The sequence below is a fragment of the Roseateles sp. SL47 genome (genome assembly GCF_026625885.1).
Taxonomy (GTDB): domain Bacteria; phylum Pseudomonadota; class Gammaproteobacteria; order Burkholderiales; family Burkholderiaceae_C; genus Roseateles.
The window spans coordinates 6,074,002-6,092,253 of record NZ_CP113068.1 but is presented as its reverse complement, the minus strand read 5'-3'; the positions used below and the strand labels follow the sequence as shown (position 1 = coordinate 6,092,253).

The window sequence follows — 18,252 nt, the reverse complement described above, 5'->3', positions numbered from 1 at the left end:
GAACACGATGGACTTCCCCGCGCTCTTCCAGGATCGACCCGCCTTGGTGCTGGGTCTGGGCGACTCCGGTCTGGCCATGGCGGCCTGGGCGGCGCGCCTGGGTGCGCGCGTGACGGTGTGGGACAGCCGAGAACAGCCGCCTCAGCTCACCACGTTGCGTGAGCGCTTGCCGGACGCGCAGTTCCTCCATGGGCCGCTGTCGGCGGAGCAACTGGACGGCCTGCTGAATGCCACGGCCCTGGTGCTGAAGAGCCCCGGGCTGTCGCCGCTGGATGAACGCCTGAAGGCGGTGTATGCCGTCGCTGGCGCGCTGGGGCTGCGGGTGCAGGGAGAGCTGGAACTGTTTGCCCAGGCGCTGGAGCAGCTCAAGACGCTTTATCGCTACGCACCGGGCGTGCTGGCGATCACCGGGACCAACGGCAAGACCACCACCACCAGCATGACGGCCCTGCTGGCCGAACGGGCGGGTCGGCGTGTGGCCATGGCCGGCAACATCGGGCCCACACTGCTGGGCACGCTGGCAGATGCGCTGGACCGTGAGCCGCAACCGACCGATGAGACGTCGGCGTCCACGCCCGAGGCGGTAACGGATGGGGGCGCAGGTGCGGACGTTGCTGCAGGGGCAGACGTTGTGGCAAGTGCGGACGTTGCTGCAACTGCGGACTTTGCTCTAGGTGGGGCCACCGGGGCAGGGGCTGATGCTGCTGGAGCGGATGTTGGTGCTGGTGCTGGTGCCGACCCGGACGCCGACGCCGACGCTAGCGCCACTGACGTTGCTGGGGCCCCCCACGTGGGCGCTGGCGCTGAAAATGATGCAGGCGCCGACCTCGCATCCTCGGCGACGCCTACCGACCTTGCAGCCGCAGCCACAGGCGCCGACATTGAAGCCTCAGCTGCATCCACCGCCATGGCGGCCTCAGCCGTATCCACCGCCATTGCCGCCGCCGCCGCCCCCGAACCCGACGACCGCAATGTGCTCGACACCGTGGCAGAGTTGCTCGACGAAGCGCCGCTGCCCATCAAGCCACCGCCACCGCGTCCCCCGGAATTCGACGTGCTGCCGCAAGTCTGGGTGCTGGAACTGTCCAGCTTCCAGCTCGACGACGTCCAGGGCTTTGAGCCCTCCGCCGCTGCTGTGCTCAACATCACCCAGGACCACCTCGACTGGCATGGCGACATGCCGTCCTACGCGCGTGCCAAGGGCCGCATCTTCGGTGAGCAGGCCGTGATGGTCATCAACCGCGACGACGCCGAGGTCGAAGCCCTGGTGCCGGCCCCGGTGCAGGTCAAGCAAGGCCGTGGGCGCCCCAGCAAGCTGGTGGAGCGCCATGTGGTCCGTTTTGGCCTGGATGCGCCCCGCCGCCCGGGGGATTTCGGCCTGGTCGTGGAAAACGGCATGGCCTGGCTGGTCCGCGCGCGCGAGCTGGAAGAAGGCATCAAGCGGCGCAAGGGCGAAGAAGAAGAGCCGCTCTCGCTGCAGCGCCTCATGCCCGCCGACGCGCTGCGCGTGCGGGGGCGTCACAACGCCGCCAATGCCCTTGCCGCCCTGGCCCTGGCCAGCGCCATCGACTGCCCGCTGGCGCCCATGCTGCACGGCCTGCGTGAATATCGTGGCGAGCCTCATCGCGTGGAATTCGTCACCTCGGTCAAGGGAGTGGACTTCTACGACGACAGCAAGGGCACCAACGTTGGCGCCACCGTGGCCGCCATCCTGGGCCTGGGCGTGGATCGCGCCCCGGCCAAGCTGGTGATGATCCTGGGGGGCGATGGCAAGGGACAGGACTTTTCGCCACTGGCCACGCCGATGGCGGTGCATGCCCGTGCGGTTGCACTGATCGGCCGGGATGCCGCCCAGATCGAAGCGGCACTGCAAGGCACCGGTGTGCCGATGCACCGCCATGATTCGCTGGAGGCGGCCACCCATTGGGCGCTGGCCGAGGCTGAGGCCGGCGACAGCGTGCTGCTGAGCCCGGCCTGCGCCAGCCTGGACATGTTCCGCAACTATGCCCATCGCGCGGAGGTGTTCATTGCCACCGTGCGTGAACTGGCGCAGGACGAGGGGCTGATCGGATGACCGCCGTGACCAGCACCCTGTCCGGCCTGGGGGACCGCTTGCGTGGTCTGCTGGGCTCGGTGGCCCGCCGCCAACGCGCCGCCACCGGGGCCGCCGGCAGCGTCGACGTGCCGGTGCGGGACTGGGTTTCCACCTCCGCCGGCCAGCCCACTCGCATCCTCGGCTTTGACCTGACGCTTGTGTTTGTGGTGCTGTGCCTGCTGAGCCTGGGCCTGCTGATGGTCTATTCCGCGTCCATCGCGCTGCCGGACAGTCCCCGGTTCGCGAAGTACTCGCCCATGCACTTCTTTGCGCGGCAGAGCTTCTTCATTCTGCTGGGCCTGCTGGCCGGCTGGATCACGGTGATGGTGCCCGTGAACGTCTGGGAGCGTCATGCGCCCAAGCTGTTCGTGCTGGCCTTGGTGCTGCTGGTCATCGTGCTGGTGCCGCATGTGGGCAAGGGCGTCAACGGCGCCCGCCGCTGGCTGCCCCTGGGCGTGATGAACTTCCAGCCGTCGGAGCTGGCGAAGCTGGGCATCGCCATGTATGCGGCCAACTACATGGTCCGCAAGATGGAGGTGAAGGAAAACTTCTTCCATGCCGTCTGGCCGATGGCCTGCGCCCTGGCGTTTGTTGGGGTGCTGCTGCTGGCGGAGCCCGACATGGGCGCCTTCATGGTGATTGCGGCCATTGCGATGGGCATCCTGTTCCTGGGCGGTGTGAACGGGCGGATGTTCTTCCTCAGCGTGGCGGTGCTGATCGGCGCCTTTGTGCTGATGATCACCTTCAGCGATTTCCGGCGTGAGCGCATCTTTGCCTACCTCAACCCGTGGGATGAGAAGTACGCGCAGGGCAAGGCCTATCAGCTGACGCATTCGCTGATTGCCTTTGGTCGGGGTGAGTTCTTCGGCCAGGGGCTGGGCTCCAGCCTGGAAAAGCTGCATTACCTGCCCGAAGCCCACACCGACTTCCTGCTCGCCGTGATCGGCGAGGAACTGGGCTTCATCGGCGTGGCGCTGGTGATCTTTGCCTTTTTCTGGCTGTCGCGCCGGCTGTTCCATATCGGCCGGCAGGCGGTGGCGCTGGACCGCGTCTTCGCCGGTCTTTATGCCCAGGGCATTGGCATCTGGATGGGCGGACAGGCCTTCATCAACATGGGTGTGAACCTGGGCGCGCTGCCGACCAAGGGCCTCACCCTGCCGCTGATGAGCTATGGGGGCTCCGCAACTGTTTTGAACTGTGTGGCATTGGCGATCGTTTTGCGAATTGATATTGAAAACCGGCAGTTGATGCGGGGAGGGCGGGCATGAGCACGCGCCACCTCGTTGTGATGGCCGCAGGCACCGGGGGCCATGTGATCCCCGGGTTGGCGGTGGCCGCTGAAATGCAGCGCCGCGGATGGACCGTGTCCTGGCTGGGCACCGAAGCCGGCATGGAGAACAAGCTGGTCCCGCCGTCGGGCCTGCCGATCGACCGTCTGGCGTTTGCAGGCCTGCGTGGCAAGGGCCTGCGCCATGCGGTGCTGGGCATCGGACGCTTGTTCCGCGCACTGGCCCAGAGTGCCCATGTGCTGGGCGAGCGCCGTGCCGATGCCGTGCTGGGCATGGGCGGATATGTGTGCCTGCCCGGCGGTTTCATGGCCTGGCTGATGCGTCGCCCGTTGCTGCTGGTGAATGCGGATGCGGCGCTGCTGCTGTCCAACAAGGCGTTGGCCCCTGTGGCCCGCAAGATCGCCTTTGGCTTCGACGGCCTGGCCGCCGCGCAGCAACGCAAGAGCGTGGTGACCGGCAATCCGGTGCGCGCCGAAATTGAAGACCTGCCCGCTCCCGAACTGCGCTTTACCGGCCGCAATGGGCCGCTGAAGGTGCTGGTGGTGGGCGGATCCTTGGGCGCCCGCGCCATCAATGACGTGCTGCCGCAAGCCCTGGCCCTGTGGCCGGAAGATCAGCGCCCGCACGTCACCCATCAGACCGGGGAGGCCAACTTCCCGCTGGTGCAGGCCGCTTATGCCAAGGCGGGTGTGCAGGCCGAGGTGGTGCCCTTCATCCACGACATGGCCCAGCGCCTGGCCGAGGCCGATGTGGTGATCTGCCGCGCCGGTGCGGTGACTGTGTCCGAGCTCTGCGCCGCCGGTGTGGCCAGCATCCTGGTGCCGCTGGTGGTCAGCACCACGTCGCATCAGCGGGACAACGCGCAATACATGGCGCAACACGAGGCCGGCGTGCATTTGCCGCAGTCGGAACTGACACCTCAGAAGTTGCACGAGTTGCTGCAAGCACCGCGCGAGCAATGGCTGCGTCTGGCCAGCAAGGCCCGCACGCTGGCCCGTCCGCAGGCTGCCGCGCGAGTGGCCGATGAAATCGAAGCGCTGGTGAAGCTGCGGGAGGCTCGCGCATGAAGCACGCCCTGCAACGCATTCACTTCACCGGCATCGGTGGCGCCGGCATGAGCGGCATTGCCGAATTGCTGGTGGCCCAGGGCTATGGCGTCAGCGGGTCCGACCAGGGCGAGGGAGAGACCACGCGCCGCCTGCGCGCGCTGGGGGTCACCGTGCACATCGGCCATGCGGCCTCGCATGTGGGCCAGGCGCAGGTGCTGGTGAAGTCCAGCGCCATCAAGGCAGACAACCCGGAGCTGATGGCCGCCCATCAGCAGCATATTCCAGTGCTGCTGCGCGCCCAGATGCTGGCCGAATTGATGCGGCCGCGCATGGGCATTGCCGTGGCGGGCACGCATGGAAAAACCACCACGACCTCGCTGCTCACCACCGTCTTGCTGCAGGCCGGGCTTGACCCCACCTATGCCATTGGCGGACAGCTGCTGGCCAGCGGTGCCAATGCGGCCCTGGGCGGCGGCCCGCTCATGGTGGTGGAAGCGGACGAGTCGGACGCTTCCTTCCTGCACCTGCTTCCGCAACTGGCGATCGTCACCAACATCGACGCGGACCACATGGACACCTACGGCCACGACATGGCCCGGTTGCGCCAGGCCTTTGTGGACTTCCTCCACCGCATGCCGTTCTGGGGCGCTGGGGTCCTGTGCGGGGACGACGCTGGCGTGCGCAGCATCGTCCCCATGCTGTCGCGTCCGGTGATTCTCTATGGCCTGGACCCGGCCCATGATGTGCGCGCCATCGATATCCAGGCGGATGTCGGCGGTCAGATGCGCTTCACCGCCTTGCGGCGTGACCGCCAGGGCCGCGAGCGTGCGCCCCTGGCGGTGCACCTGCGGCTGGCGGGTCGGCACAACGTGCTCAATGCGCTGGCGGTGATCGCCATGGCCATGGAGCTGGATGTCCCCGACGACGCCGTGCTGCGGGGCCTGGCCGGTTTTGGCGGCGTGGGCCGGCGCTTCCAGTCCTACGGCGAGGTGCCGGTGGGTGAGGGGAGTGCGCTGCTGATCGATGACTACGGTCATCACCCGGTGGAAATGCAAGCCGTGTTGAACGCCGCCCGGGGTGCCTACCCCGGCCGTCGGCTGGTGCTGGCCTTCCAGCCGCACCGCTACACCCGCACGCGTGACTGCTTCACCGAATTCGCCGACGTCCTGGCCCAGGCCGACGCCGTCCTGCTGACCGACATCTATGCCGCGAGTGAAGCACCGCTGCCAGGCATCAGTGGGGACAGTCTTGCCCAGGCGGTCAACGCCAAAGGCACCTCGGCCGCTTATGTCGGCGACTGGCAGCACTTGCCGCAGGCCCTGGCCGCGCACGCGCAGGCCGGTGATGTATTGATCGTGATGGGGGCCGGCTCGATTGCTGCCGTTCCGGCCCGTACCGTGGAACTGATGACGCAAGGGAAGGGCCGGCCATGAAACTGGACCTCAACATCGATGTGAAGGCGCTCGGCAAGGTGGCCGTGCTGCAAGGGGGCGATTCCGCTGAACGCGAGGTGTCGTTGATGTCGGGCGCGGGCGTGCTGGGCGCGCTGCGCGCCAGCGGCGTGGACGCCCATCCGTTCGACCCCTCCGAGCGCTCCTTGCTGGCGCTCAAGGCCGACGGTTTTCAGCGCGCCTTCATCGCTCTGCATGGCCGCCACGGTGAGGACGGCACGGTGCAGGGGGCGCTGGAATTGCTGCGCATTCCCTACACCGGCTCCGGTGTGATGGCCTCCGCCATGGCCATGGACAAGATCACCACCAAGCGCATCTGGCTGGCTGAAGGCCTGCCCACTCCGCGCTGGGTCAGTCTCAAGGGCGATGGTCTGACGCGCGAACGTGTGCGCACCGTGCCGGATGATCTGGGTCTGCCGCTGTTTGTGAAACCACCGCATGAAGGCTCGTCGGTTGGCGCCAGCAAGGTCAATGGCTACTCCGAGATGCAGGACGCCGTCACCCTGGCCGCGAAGTACGACACCGAAGTGCTGTGTGAGGAATTCATCGACGGTCAGGAGCTGACCTGCGCCGTGCTGGGCGAAGGGGATGAAGCGCAGGCACTGCCGGTGATCGAGATCCGTGCCGAGCAAGGCAACTACGACTACCAGAACAAGTATTTCACCGACACCACGCAATACCTGATCGGACAACTGCCTGCGGCTCAGCAAGCGCAGATCCAGGCGCTGGTGCTCCAGGCCTATCGGTCGCTGGGATGCCGCGGTTGGGGCCGGGCGGACCTGATGCTGCGCAAGAGCGATGGTCGGGTTTTTCTGCTGGAGATGAACACCTCCCCGGGCATGACCTCTCATTCCCTGGTGCCCAAAGCCGCCAAAGCGGTGGGCATCAGCTATGAGCAGTTGTGCCTGTGGCTGCTGGCCCAGGCCACGCTCGACCAACCCGCGCCGCTGACCCCGGCGGCCTGAGGACGCGACCGACCCTTCCATCATGGGCGCCACCTTCACCCACACCCCGCCACCCGTGCCGCCGGACATCCGTCTGATGAACGGCGTCGCGGCGTTGCTGTTCCTGGCGGTGACGGTGGGCTGCCTGGGCCTGGCCTTTCAATGGCTGGTGCGCCAACCCTTCTTTGCCGTCGGCGCCATCACGGTGGAAGGGGATGTGAGCCGCAACAGCACGGCGTCCCTGCGGGCGAATGCGCTGCCGCGCCTGCGCGGCAACTTCGTCACCATGAATCTGCGAAACGCGCGGCAGGCGTTTGAGGCGGTGCCCTGGGTGCGGCGGGCCACGGTGCAACGGGTCTGGCCCCGCAAGCTGCTGGTGCGGCTGGAGGAACACCACCCCGCCGCCTACTGGGAAACCAAGGCCGACAACGCGGACGCCGACAGCGACGCGGTGGTCGACACCCGCCTGGTCAACACCTTTGGCGAGGTGTTCGAAGCCAACCTCGGGGATGTGGAAGACGACGACCTGCCGACGCTCTCCGGGCCGGCCAAAACCGCCGCCGCCATGCTAGCCATGTGGCAAAAGCTGGACCCGCTGAGCCGCAGCAAATTGAATGAAGGCGTGGAGCGGCTGGATTTGTCCGGGCGCGGTTCCTGGAAAGTCACCCTGGAAAAGGGCGCCGTGGTGGAACTGGGCCGGGGCACAGAGGCGGACGTGGTGGCCCGGTATTCCCAATTCATGGACAGCATTCCACGGATTACCGGCAGGTATCACACGTCGATGATTTCTGCGGACCTGCGACATGAGCAGGGGTACGCCGTACGGTTGGCGGGGGTGACCACCGTTTCCAATGCGCCCAAAGGCGCTACCAAGAAGAATTGAGGACTGGCATGGCCAAGGAATACAAGGATTTGGTCGTTGGTTTGGACATTGGCACGGCCAAGATCATGGCCGTGGTGGCCGAGGTGATGGGCAACGGGGAATTGCGCATTGCCGGTCTTGGCGTTGCACCCAGCCATGGACTGAAACGCGGCGTGGTGGTCAATATTGATGCCACCGTCCAGTCCATTCAGCAGGCGCTGAAAGAGGCCGAAATGATGGCCGATTGCCGGATCTCGCGGGTGTTTACCGGTATCACGGGTAGCCATATTCGTGGCCAGAACTCCACCGGTATGGTCATCGTCCGGGATAAGGAAGTGACGCCGGTGGATGTGGCCCGGGTGGTGGAAACCGCCAAGGCCATCAATATCCCCAATGATCAGCGCCTGTTGTTGGTGGAACCTCAGGAATTTGTCATTGACGGCCATGAGGTGAAAGAGCCGATCGGGATGAGCGGCGGCCGTCTGGAGGTGAAGGTCCATATCGTGACCGGTGCCCAGAGTGCCGCCGAGAACATCGTCAAGTGCGTGCGCCGTTGCGGCCTGGAAGTGGAGCAACTCGTGCTGAATCCGAGTGCTTCCAGTTTGGCAGCACTAACTTCGGATGAGCGTGATCTGGGCGTGGCGCTGGTCGACATCGGCGCTGGCACCACCGACGTGGCCATTTTTACCGGGGGCTCCATCCGGCATACCGCCGTGATTCCAATCGCTGGCGATTTGATCACCAGCGATATCGCCATGGCGCTGCGCACGCCGACCAAGGACGCCGAAGAAATCAAGGTCGAGCATGGGGTGGCAAAGCAATTGCTGGCGGACCCGGCGGATCAGGTGGAAGTGCCGGGTTTGGGTGACCGTGCGCCACGAATGTTGTCAAAACAGGCATTGGCCGGCGTCATCGAGCCACGAGTGGAGGAAATTTTTTCACTCGTCCACCAGGTGATCCGGGAATCCGGTTACGAAGAACTGTTGTCGTCGGGCATCGTGTTGTCCGGCGGGTCGTCGGTCATGCCGGGAATGGTCGAACTGGCGGAAGACATTTTTCTGAAACCGGTACGTCGGGGAAACCCGACCTACAGTGGCGCCCTGTTCGACATGGTGGCCAATCCGCGATCGGCCACGGTGATGGGTTTGCTGGAAGAAGCCCGGCTGTCTCGCACGCGGGGGTTTAAAGCGGCCCAGCAGGCGGGGTCGGTCAAGACGCTGTTTGGACGGGCCAAGGACTGGTTCCTCGGCAATTTCTAGGTTTTCCTGACTCATTGCGGTGGCCATCGGGATTTGGCCCCGGAATGAGTGTCAAAAATGTGGCGAAGCCACTTCAATTTCGCTGATGGTAGTTGCACAATATGGACAGGAGGTTTGATATGGCCATCGAAATGATCGAAGAGTTTGATCAAGGCACGCAGATCAAGGTGATCGGTGTCGGCGGCGGCGGCGGTAACGCGGTGGAACACATGATTGCGCAAGGCGTGCAAGGTGTGGAATTCGTCGTTGCCAATACCGATGCCCAGGCCTTGAACCGTTCCAAGGCTGATCAGCTCCTGCAACTGGGCCACACCGGCCTGGGTGCCGGCGCCAAGCCGGAAGTCGGCCGCACTGCGGCTGAAGAGGCTGAAGCGCGCATCCGCGAATCCATCGCGGGCGCCCACATGCTGTTCATCACCGCCGGCATGGGCGGTGGCACCGGCACCGGCGCTGCACCGGTCATTGCCCGCGTCGCTCGCGAAATGGGCATCCTGACCGTCGGCGTGGTCACCAAGCCGTTTGAATTTGAAGGGTCGCGCCGCGCCAAGGCTGCTGATCTCGGCCTGGCCGAGCTGGAAGCCAACGTGGATTCGCTCATCGTGGTGCTGAACGACAAACTGCTGGAAGTGCTGGGTGACGATGTCACGCAGGACCAGGCGTTTGCGCACGCCAACGACGTGCTGAAGAACGCCGTCGGCGGCATCTCGGACATCATCCACATGCCGGGTCTGGTGAACGTCGACTTTGAAGACGTCAAGACGGTCATGAGCGAGCCGGGCAAAGCCATGATGGGGACCGCCGTGGCGGCCGGCCCGGACCGTGCCACCAAGGCCGCAGAACTGGCCGTGGCGTGCCCGCTGCTGGAAGGCATCGATCTGTCCGGCGCCCGTGGGGTGCTGGTGCTGATCGCGGCCAGCCGCAACAACTTCAAGCTGGCTGAAAGCCGTAACGCGATGACCACCATCAAGCGTTATGCCGCTGAAGATGCACACATCATCTACGGCACGGCCTACGACGAAAGCCTGGGTGACCAGCTTCGCGTGACGGTCATCGCCACCGGCCTGAGCCAACGTGCGCGTGCACAGCAGCCGCTGCAAGTGGTGCAGCAGACCGCCACGCTGCGGACTGGCACCGACAACATGCCGGTGCTGACGCAGCCGGTGGTGATGCCCGGTTCCGCCGCAGGTGCAACGGCTTCCGCCGCTCCGGCCGCCACCATGACCGCCCAGGACTTCGGCGGCATGAACGTGCCCAGCGTCTGGCGCCATGGCCGTACGGCCGCCGCCAAGGTGGAAGCCCTGTCGTCCAATGGCATGGACGAGATCGAGATCCCGGCCTTCCTGCGCAAGCAGGCCGACTGATCCCGGTCTGGCCTTTGCGGCCCCGGAGGCTGCTCAGGGTCCCGGCTTGCTCACGTCCTGGGCATGAGCCGGTGATGGCTGGGCCGTTGCTTGTTATTCGGGGGCCTTGAGGGCCTGTTTCTGCCACCATCAGCGACTGAAGGCCATGCCCAGCTCGGCATGGCCTTTTTTTATCTGCGCTGCCCCCGCAGATGGACGGTCGCTGGGACCGTCTTGTTGCAATTCCGGGCTCGTGCCGGACGGGGAACTTCGGCATAGTTGCCGCGCCGCATGCATCAGGTGTTTCTGGCGCAATGAGGCCCAACACACATAAAAGCGCGGCATGGTGCAGGGATCTTCAGGCAGTGACACAGGTGGATGGCGCAGCGTCTTGCGCAGGATGCTGGCCGTCTATCCATGCCTGATCAATGTCCCGCAGGCTGCGTGGGTGTTGGCGCTGCGCGCTCTGCTGCTGAGCCTCCTGCTGGCGCTGCACCTGATGCCGGTGCAGGCCGCCTCCTCCCCCAGCCTGGACGTGGGGGCCAACACCCGGCCGGGCCTGCTGGGCGTGCTTGCCACCGAAGGCACACAGGCCGCCAGCGATGGTGTTGCCTCGGGTTCAGATCGAACCGGTGTGGTGGAAGGGCCCGGGGCGCAACGCGCCACGGAGGCGCTGGTGGCCACCAGCGACTGGACGCTGGAACAACTCCAGGCCTGGCGCAGCGCCCTGCGCTCCATGGATGGCGGCGCCGGACAACTTCCCGCCGAATTGCTGCCCCCCTCCACCCCAACGGCCTGGCATCCGGTCACCTTGCCCGATGTCCGACAGCGCGAAGCCACCAGCGACCTGGACACCAGTCGCCGCTACCAGATGCGCTGGTACCGCATCCGCTATGCACCGCCGCACAGCCGCTGGCCGACCAGCGTCGCGCTGTACATGCCTCGTCTGGTGGCGCAGGCGGCAGCGGTGCTGGTCAACACGGACAACGGCTGGCGCCCGGTTTTTGACAACCAGTCCGGTGCCCGTGAGCAATGGGTCCGGCCGCTGTGGGTGGTGCTGCCGGCCGCCCTGACCGAACTGCGGGATGAGCGCGAAATCGAGGTGGTCATCGCGGTGCCGGTGATGCAGGGCCTGTACTACTCCGTCTCCAGCGTCTGGCTGGGCGCCCGTGAAGACCTGGAACCGCGCCATGACCGGCGCTGGGTGCTCCAGATCGGCGTGCCCCAGGCCACGAGCTTGACGCTGGTCACCCTGGGGCTGTTCGCGCTGGTGCTGTGGATCAAGCGTCGGGACGAACCGGCGTATCTGCTGTTTGCCCTGGCCAGCGTGGCCTGGCTGGTGCGCAATCTGCACTACCACCTCGATCTGCCCCGCACCCGCGATGCGCTCGACTGGTTCTGGTGGATCACCCATGCCTCGATGTCCTGGGTGATGTTGCTGACCTTCCTGTTTGCCCTGCGATTTGCCCGCCAGCGCTTCAGCCGCTTCGAGCGCACCGTCACGGCCTTTGTCCTCGTGGCCAGCATCGTCTCGCTGCCGCTGTGGGGACGTGGCATGGACACGCTGGTGATGCTGCATATCTGCAATGCGGTCGTGGGGCTGGGCGGCACCGCTTTTGTGGCCACCATCGCCTGGCGGCAGGGCAGCCGGGAACTGCGCCTGATCGCGGCTTCGCTGGTGATTGGCATCGCCCTGGCCATCCATGACCTGGGCCTGCTGGCCGGCTGGTGGTGGCCGGAGCACATTTATCTGATGCCGTTCGCCACGCTGGTCATCCTGGCCAGCTTCCTCTATGCGGTGCAGTACCGCTACATCCAGGCCTTGCGGGGGATCGAACGGGCCAATGAAGACATGGCCCAGCGGCTGGCGGAACAGAGTGACCAGCTCCGCTCGCAGCACGACAAGCTGCGCGAAGTTGAACGGCAGCAGGCATTGCTGTTGGAGCGCCAGCGCATCATGCAGGACATGCACGACGGTCTCGGTTCCTCGCTGCTGTCGGCCATGGTGGCGGTGGAGCAGGGCTCCATGGCGCAGGATCAGGTGGTGACCGTGCTGCGGGAATGTGTGGACGACCTGCGGCTGGTCATCGACTCCCTGGAGCCGGTCGGCCACGATCTCGTGTCGCTGCTGGCCACCATGCGTTACCGTTTGGGCAAGCGTCTGCAACTGGGGGGCCTGCGTCTGGAATGGGATGTACACGACCTGCCGGTGCTGGAATGGCTGGAGCCACCGGATGCGCTGCATGTGCTGCGCCTGATGCAGGAGGCGCTGACCAATGCGCTCAAGCATGCCCGGGCGACCCGGGTGCGGGTGGTGACCCGGGACCTGGGCCGCAAAGTGGAAATCCGGGTGGAAGACGACGGCGAGGGCTTTGATGTGGCGACTATCACTGCCGGCCGCGGGTTGCGGGGCCTGCAACGCCGGGCCCGCCAACTGGGCGGCAGCTTGCGGGTGGACAGCAGCCCGGGTCATGGCACCGTTGTCACCCTGCGTCTTCCGGTAGAACGCACGGATCCGGAACCTTCGCTCCAGCAGGGTTGAAGCCGTTTTGGGACAATCGCCCTCATGCTGAAGCAACGAACCATCAAGTCGCTGACCCGCGCCGTCGGCGTGGGCATCCATAGCGGCCAGAAGGTGGAAATCACCCTGCGTCCGGCGGCACCTGGCACCGGCATCGTGTTCCGCCGTGTTGATCTGGCCCAGCCGGTGGATATTCCGGTCCGCACGACCAACGTCTGTGACACGCGGATGGCGACCACCATCAGCCCGGAGGGCGATCCCGGCCAGCCCAAAGTACAGACCATCGAGCATCTGCTGTCGGCCTGTGCCGGCCTCGGGCTGGACAACCTGGTGATCGACATCAACGCGGACGAAGTGCCGGTGCTGGATGGTTCGGCGGCCAGTTATGTGTTTTTGCTGCAGTCCGCCGGCATTGAGCTGCAGTCCGCGCCGAAGCAGTTCCTGCGGGTGAAGAAGCCGGTGGAAGTGCGCAAGGGCGAGGGCAAGAGCCTGATGTGGGCCCGTCTGGTGCCCCACCACGGCTACACGCTGACTTTCGAGATCGAGTTCGACAACCCCGCTGTGGCGGCCACCGGCCAGCAATATGTCTTTGACATGGGCAGCGGCGGCTACAAGCGCGAGATTGCCCGGGCCCGTACCTTTGGCATGACCAAGGACATCGAGCTGATGCGTTCGCGCGGCTTGACGCTGGGCGGCAGCATGGACAACGCCATCGTGGTGGATGACTACCGCGTGCTGAATGCGGAAGGCCTGCGCTACGACGATGAATTCGTGAAGCACAAGATCCTGGACGCCATTGGTGACATGCAGGTGGTGGGCCATCCGCTGCTGGCGGCCTACACCTCGTTCAAGGGTGGGCATGCACTCAACAACCTGCTGCTGCGCGAGTTGCTGAAGGATGCGGACGCGTACGAGATCGTCACTTTCGAGGACGAGCGCGAAGCGCCGACCGGGTTTGCCGAACTGGCACCGGCCTGGTGACGGACGGTGGCGTGCGTGGATCGGCGGTGTGATGTGCGGTTTGATGGGCGGTCAGGCTCGGGGCTGTCTGGAGTGACTCGGCCATGATGATCATCCGTCTGGTCATTGGCCTGCTGCTGGCCGGCGGCCTGGTCTGTTTTGCGGTCTATGTGGGCACTCGCCAGCCGATCTGGCGCTGGCGCGGCATGGTCCTGATCAAGTGGACGGTGATTGCAGGAATTGGCGCCTTTGCGGTGCTGGTGCTGGAGACCGTCGCCAAGCTGCTCTGAGCGCGCGCTGGCGCGCCTCTTCCGTCGGGACGGCGGGGATGAGCTGGCGCAGTCGCGCTGGGGAAGGGCCCTGAGCGGCCGGCCTCAATGGCGCTCGGGTGGCACCTGAGTGCCTGCATGTAGGCAATCGACTTACACCACTTGCAGGAAGCTCCCGACTTCCGCCCATCCCGCTTCACGCCTAGAGTGCATCTCAGGGTCCACGCAATGCCTGGGCCCCGTTCACCGGCGCCCCACCAAGAGGGCGCGGGCTCAGGTCACCTCGGGAGCCGCCCGATGGCGGGAGGAGATTTGAAATGCGCTTCATGTCGACTCCACAGGTTCCGGATCTGGTGGCTGTGCTGTTGCTGGCTGCCCTGGCCGTCGCAATTCCGCTGAGCCAGGTGCTCAGGCCTTCTGAATTCCGTGCCAAAAGCGACCGCATCGCCCGTCTCCATCTGCTGGAAACCTCCACGCGAACACCTGCGCTGGACCGGGCTCGCCTTGAGCAGGCCTTCATCGAGCAGGCGTCGTACCGCGCCCCCTACCAGGAAGTGGTGGCTGACGCCCGTTGACACCCAAGAGCCTCACTCCTCCAGCGCCTGCAACTGCACCAGCCGCTGATAAAGCCCGCCCTCCATCGCCATCAAGGCCTCGTGGGAGCCCCGTTCGGCCAGCCGGCCGTGGTTGAGTACCACGATCTGGTCGGCATCGCGGATGGTGGACAGCCGGTGCGCAATCGCCACCACCGTCACCTGCCCCCGCAGCGCCCTCAGCGCTTCGCTCACCTGGATCTCGGTGGCGCTGTCGATGTTGGCGGTGGCTTCGTCCAGCAACAGGATGCGCGGGTCTCCCGCGAGCGCCCGCGCCAGGGCAATCAATTGCTTCTGGCCGGTGGACACGGCCAGGCCCCCATCACCGAGACGGCTGTCCCACCCCTGGGGTAGTGCTGACAGGAAGTCGTCGGCCCGTGCCGCCCGGGCGGCTGCTTCCAGTCGCTCGTCGCTGATGTCGCGGCCCATGCGGATGTTCTCGCGCACGGTGCCCGCAATGAGATAGGGCTCCTGCGGCACCAGCCCAACGGCCCGATGGAAGGCCTCATCCGGCAACTGCTCCAGCGGCTGGCCGTCCACCAGAATACGGCCACTCTCCGGCAGATAAAAACGCAGCAGCAACGCCAGCAACGTTGACTTGCCCGAGCCGGTATGCCCGGCAATGCCGACGAAGCTGCCTGCAGCGATGTCCAGGTCCAGATCCTGCAACACCCGTTGGCCAGGCTTGTAGCCGAACTGCAGATGTTCAAAGCGGATGGCGCCGTGGGGCACCGTCAGTGCCTGCTGCTGAGCCTGGGCGGGAACCGGCTCGCGCAGCAAGGCTCGCACGCGTGAGGCGGCCACCAGCGCTTGCTGCAATTGGCTGAACTGCATGGTGATCTGGATCAGCGGCTCCACCACCCGCGCGATATAGGCCAGAAACGCATACAGCAGCCCCACTTCCACCCCGGACAGATTCCGCTGCCCGAAGCCGAAGATCACCGTGACGATCAACAGCACATTCAGCAGGTCCAGCGCCGGGCGCAGCAGCCACGCATTGGCCCGAAGTTCCTGCACACGCGCCTGCAGCTGGGCCTGGTTGACGGCCTCATATCGCTGCGCAAATCGGGCCGTCGCGCCTGCGGACTGCAGCATGGCCATGCCGGCCATGCTCTCGGCCATCTGCGCATTGAGCTCGGCCCGCAGCGCGCGTGCCCGCTGCACCGGGCCGCTGCTGGCACGCTGATAGAGCCAGATGATGCCGGAGCTGGCGGGCACCAGGGCCAGCACGATCAGCATCAGCCGCCAGTCCAGCCACGCCATGGCCACCAAAGCCCCCAGCACCACGATGCTGGAGTCCAGCATCACAAACAGCACTTGCCGGTAGAGGTTGTTCACCGCATCGGTGTCGTTGGTGATGCGGCTCAGCAACTGGCCGGTGATGCTGCGGTCGAAAAAGGCCATGGGCTGCGCCAGCACATGGGCATAGACCTGCTCCCGCAGACGCAGCACCGACCGCCGCGCCACCGCCGCCATGCGGCGCAATTGCGCATACCGCGTCAGGCTGGCCGTCCAGCCGGCCAGCAGCATGGCGCCCAGCAGCAGCGCCATCGAGCCGAGATCGAACTGCCGTGGCAGCACGTGCTTGTCGATGAAGTGCTTGCCCAGGATCGGGCCGATGGCTTCCAGGGCGGCGGCCACCGCCAACCATGCCAGGCCCTTGATCAGCCCCCGACGTTCCGGGGCGGCGGCCTGCGCCAGAAGCGCCAGCGCTTCGCGGGGGGAATGTTCCGGGCGGCCGTCCGTTGCCGCGCTGCCGCTGGACTCAGGCTGCGTCAAGGCTGGCCTCCAGTTGTTGATAACGCCATTGGCTGGCATACCAGCCATCCAGGGCCAGCAGCGAGGCATGGGTGCCGCGCTCGATGATGCGGCCCTGCTTCAGCACCACAACCTCGTCCGCGTCCATCACCGCTGACAGACGGTGGCTGACCACCACCAGGCTGCGCTCCGGATGCTGCTGACGCAGTTCACGCCAGTGCTGGAGGATTTCGGTTTCGGTGCCGCTGTCCACGGCGGAAAGCGCGTCGTCCAGCAGCAGCAGCGGCGCACCGGCCAGCAGCGCGCGTGCAATGGCCACCCGCTGACGCTGGCCACCCGAGAGCGTGACACCACGTTCCCCCACCAGCGTGTCATACCCCTGCGGCAGCGTAGCGACATCGGCATGCACGGCGGCGAGCTCGGCCACGGCCATGATCTCTTCACGCGTGGCTTGCGGACGGGCCAGGGCGATGTTGTCGGCAATCGAGGCGGAGAACAGGAAGGGCTCCTGCGGCACCCAGGCAATGGCCTGACGAAGTGCCGCCAGGCGGATGTGCGGCGCTTCGATGCCGCCCACACGCAGGCAACCTCCCGTAGGTTCGTATTGGCGCAGCAGCAGCTTCAGCAGGGTGGACTTGCCCGAGCCGGTGGCACCGACGATGCCGAGGGTGCGGCCCGGCATCAGTTGCAGATCAATGCCGGTGAGCGCGGGTGCGGTCATGCCGGGATACTGGAAATCAACGTGGTCCCAGTGCACTGCCGCATGGGCGGGCATGGCCTGCGTGCCGGTGTCCTGCAGGCCATCGGGCGCATTCAGCACCGGCTGCAGGCGGGCCCATCCGGCACCGCCACGCTCCAGCAGCGACAGCACCCAGCCAGCGGCGAACATCGGCCAGATCAATTGGGCCAGGTACATGGTGAAGGCGGTCAACTGGCCGATGGTGATCTCTGCCCGCGCTACCAGCCACGCCCCCGTGCCCAGGGCAATGACCGTGGCGGCCGACAGCGACAAACCGACGGCCGGTTCAAACAGGGCTTCCCAGCGCTGGGCTTGATAGGAGGCGTCACCCGCCTCGCGCGCCAGGGCGCTGAACTGCGCGCGGCTGCGATTCATCAGGCCCAGGGCGCGCACGGTGCGCACCCCCGCCAGACTGTCCTGCACCTGCTGGTTGAGGGCGGAGAAGCGGGTGAGCGAATCCGACCACGCCTGATGCACCCGCTCCGAAATCCGCCAGAACGCATAGGCCATGAACGGGAAAGGGGCGAGTGCCGCCAGGCCCAGGCGTGCGTCCACGCTCAAAGTCATCATGCTGACGACCAAGATGAAAGTCAGGCTGCCGTCAAAGGCGGCGAGCAGCGCTTCGCCGGCCGCCATCTCGATGGCATCGATGTCGTTGGTGGACAGTGCCATGAGGTCGCCGGTCCGCTGGGCATGGAAGAAGGCGGGGCCCTGGCGGGTCATCTGGTCGTACAGCCGCTGGCGCAGGCCGCGCCCCATCTCATAGGCGGTGGCAAACAGGGCCAGCCGCCAACCCACCCGCAGCAGATAGATGCACAGGCCGGCCAGCAGCAGCAGCCCCAGCTCGGCGGCCAGGGTCCAGCCGGTGAGGCGCTGCGCCACCAGTTCGTCCACCACATGGCCGACCTGGCGGGGGATCCACACGGTCAGCACGGCGATGGTGCTGAGCATCAGGGCACTGGCGGCATAGGGCCGCCAGTGGCGGCGCATGTGGCCGCCGATCAACTGTTGGAGGGTCATGCGGGGCGGGAAAGCAGGAGGACCGCCGCGAGGCGGTATCGGTCCATTGTCTCCCGGTGCGTATCACCCCCGCAAAGTCATCCCCAATGAAACAAGGCCCACG

At 65.9% G+C, this 18,252-nt stretch carries 14 protein-coding genes; 12 read left to right on the top strand and 2 right to left on the bottom strand.

Annotated features, from left to right (window positions below; genetic code table 11):
* Positions 1–7 precede the first annotated feature (7 nt).
* The 12 genes from murD (at position 8) to OU995_RS26295 (ending at position 14,614) form a co-directional block, all read left to right on the top strand.
* Complete coding sequence (gene murD / locus OU995_RS26350) at positions 8–2,074, top strand: UDP-N-acetylmuramoyl-L-alanine--D-glutamate ligase (RefSeq protein ID WP_267833122.1); 2,067 nt, start codon at positions 8–10, stop codon at positions 2,072–2,074.
* On the top strand, positions 2,071–3,363 hold the full coding sequence (gene ftsW / locus OU995_RS26345; protein ID WP_267833121.1) for a putative lipid II flippase FtsW: 1,293 nt from the start codon (positions 2,071–2,073) through the stop codon (positions 3,361–3,363). Before murD ends, ftsW begins: the two co-directional genes overlap by 4 nt.
* Complete coding sequence (murG, locus tag OU995_RS26340) at positions 3,360–4,451, top strand: undecaprenyldiphospho-muramoylpentapeptide beta-N-acetylglucosaminyltransferase (RefSeq protein ID WP_267833120.1); 1,092 nt, start codon at positions 3,360–3,362, stop codon at positions 4,449–4,451. The genes ftsW and murG overlap by 4 nt, the downstream gene beginning before the upstream one ends.
* Positions 4,448–5,866, top strand: coding sequence for a UDP-N-acetylmuramate--L-alanine ligase (murC, locus tag OU995_RS26335; RefSeq protein ID WP_267833119.1), 1,419 nt, complete (start codon positions 4,448–4,450; stop codon positions 5,864–5,866). The genes murG and murC overlap by 4 nt, the downstream gene beginning before the upstream one ends.
* On the top strand, positions 5,863–6,849 hold the full coding sequence (locus OU995_RS26330) for a D-alanine--D-alanine ligase (protein ID WP_267833118.1): 987 nt from the start codon (positions 5,863–5,865) through the stop codon (positions 6,847–6,849). Before murC ends, OU995_RS26330 begins: the two co-directional genes overlap by 4 nt.
* A 22-nt stretch (positions 6,850–6,871) precedes the next feature.
* Positions 6,872–7,711, top strand: a complete 840-nt coding sequence (locus OU995_RS26325; protein ID WP_267833117.1) for a cell division protein FtsQ/DivIB — start codon at positions 6,872–6,874, stop codon at positions 7,709–7,711.
* Positions 7,712–7,719: 8 nt separating this feature from the next.
* The gene (gene ftsA, locus OU995_RS26320; protein WP_088454096.1) at positions 7,720–8,949 is read left to right on the top strand and encodes a cell division protein FtsA; all 1,230 of its coding nucleotides are present in this window, start codon (positions 7,720–7,722) and stop codon (positions 8,947–8,949) included.
* Between the two features lie 119 nt (positions 8,950–9,068).
* Entirely contained in the window at positions 9,069–10,310 is a 1,242-nt protein-coding gene (ftsZ, locus tag OU995_RS26315; protein ID WP_267833116.1) for a cell division protein FtsZ, read from the top strand.
* 379 nt (positions 10,311–10,689) lie between these two features.
* Positions 10,690–12,831 carry a sensor histidine kinase gene (locus tag OU995_RS26310; RefSeq protein ID WP_267836392.1) on the top strand — a complete coding sequence of 714 codons (2,142 nt, stop codon included), beginning with the start codon at positions 10,690–10,692 and terminating at the stop codon, positions 12,829–12,831.
* Positions 12,832–12,855: 24 nt separating this feature from the next.
* Entirely contained in the window at positions 12,856–13,791 is a 936-nt protein-coding gene (gene lpxC, locus OU995_RS26305) for a UDP-3-O-acyl-N-acetylglucosamine deacetylase (RefSeq protein WP_267833115.1), read from the top strand.
* Positions 13,792–13,874: 83 nt separating this feature from the next.
* Positions 13,875–14,060: a hypothetical protein gene (locus OU995_RS26300; protein ID WP_267833114.1), complete on the top strand. Its 186-nt coding sequence runs from the start codon at positions 13,875–13,877 to the stop codon at positions 14,058–14,060.
* 305 nt (positions 14,061–14,365) lie between these two features.
* Complete coding sequence (locus OU995_RS26295) at positions 14,366–14,614, top strand: hypothetical protein (protein WP_267833113.1); 249 nt, start codon at positions 14,366–14,368, stop codon at positions 14,612–14,614.
* 12 nt (positions 14,615–14,626) lie between these two features.
* On the opposite strand, the gene OU995_RS26290 is transcribed toward OU995_RS26295, so the two are convergent.
* Positions 14,627–16,411 (bottom strand): ABC transporter ATP-binding protein, encoded by a 1,785-nt coding sequence (locus OU995_RS26290; protein WP_267833112.1) that lies wholly within the window; start codon positions 16,409–16,411, stop codon positions 14,627–14,629.
* Complete coding sequence (locus OU995_RS26285; protein WP_267833111.1) at positions 16,398–18,149, bottom strand: ABC transporter ATP-binding protein; 1,752 nt, start codon at positions 18,147–18,149, stop codon at positions 16,398–16,400. The genes OU995_RS26290 and OU995_RS26285 overlap by 14 nt, the downstream gene beginning before the upstream one ends.
* Between the last annotated feature and the right edge of the window lie 103 nt (positions 18,150–18,252).

Coding starts and splice junctions, on each gene's coding strand:
- murD (WP_267833122.1), top strand. CDS start 8: ATGGACTTCCCCGCGCTCTTCCAGGATCGACCCGCCTTGGTGCTGGGT.
- ftsW (WP_267833121.1), top strand. CDS start 2,071: ATGACCGCCGTGACCAGCACCCTGTCCGGCCTGGGGGACCGCTTGCGT.
- murG (WP_267833120.1), top strand. CDS start 3,360: ATGAGCACGCGCCACCTCGTTGTGATGGCCGCAGGCACCGGGGGCCAT.
- murC (WP_267833119.1), top strand. CDS start 4,448: ATGAAGCACGCCCTGCAACGCATTCACTTCACCGGCATCGGTGGCGCC.
- OU995_RS26330 (WP_267833118.1), top strand. CDS start 5,863: ATGAAACTGGACCTCAACATCGATGTGAAGGCGCTCGGCAAGGTGGCC.
- OU995_RS26325 (WP_267833117.1), top strand. CDS start 6,872: ATGGGCGCCACCTTCACCCACACCCCGCCACCCGTGCCGCCGGACATC.
- ftsA (WP_088454096.1), top strand. CDS start 7,720: ATGGCCAAGGAATACAAGGATTTGGTCGTTGGTTTGGACATTGGCACG.
- ftsZ (WP_267833116.1), top strand. CDS start 9,069: ATGGCCATCGAAATGATCGAAGAGTTTGATCAAGGCACGCAGATCAAG.
- OU995_RS26310 (WP_267836392.1), top strand. CDS start 10,690: ATGCTGGCCGTCTATCCATGCCTGATCAATGTCCCGCAGGCTGCGTGG.
- lpxC (WP_267833115.1), top strand. CDS start 12,856: ATGCTGAAGCAACGAACCATCAAGTCGCTGACCCGCGCCGTCGGCGTG.
- OU995_RS26300 (WP_267833114.1), top strand. CDS start 13,875: ATGATGATCATCCGTCTGGTCATTGGCCTGCTGCTGGCCGGCGGCCTG.
- OU995_RS26295 (WP_267833113.1), top strand. CDS start 14,366: ATGTCGACTCCACAGGTTCCGGATCTGGTGGCTGTGCTGTTGCTGGCT.
- OU995_RS26285 (WP_267833111.1), bottom strand. CDS start 18,149: ATGACCCTCCAACAGTTGATCGGCGGCCACATGCGCCGCCACTGGCGG.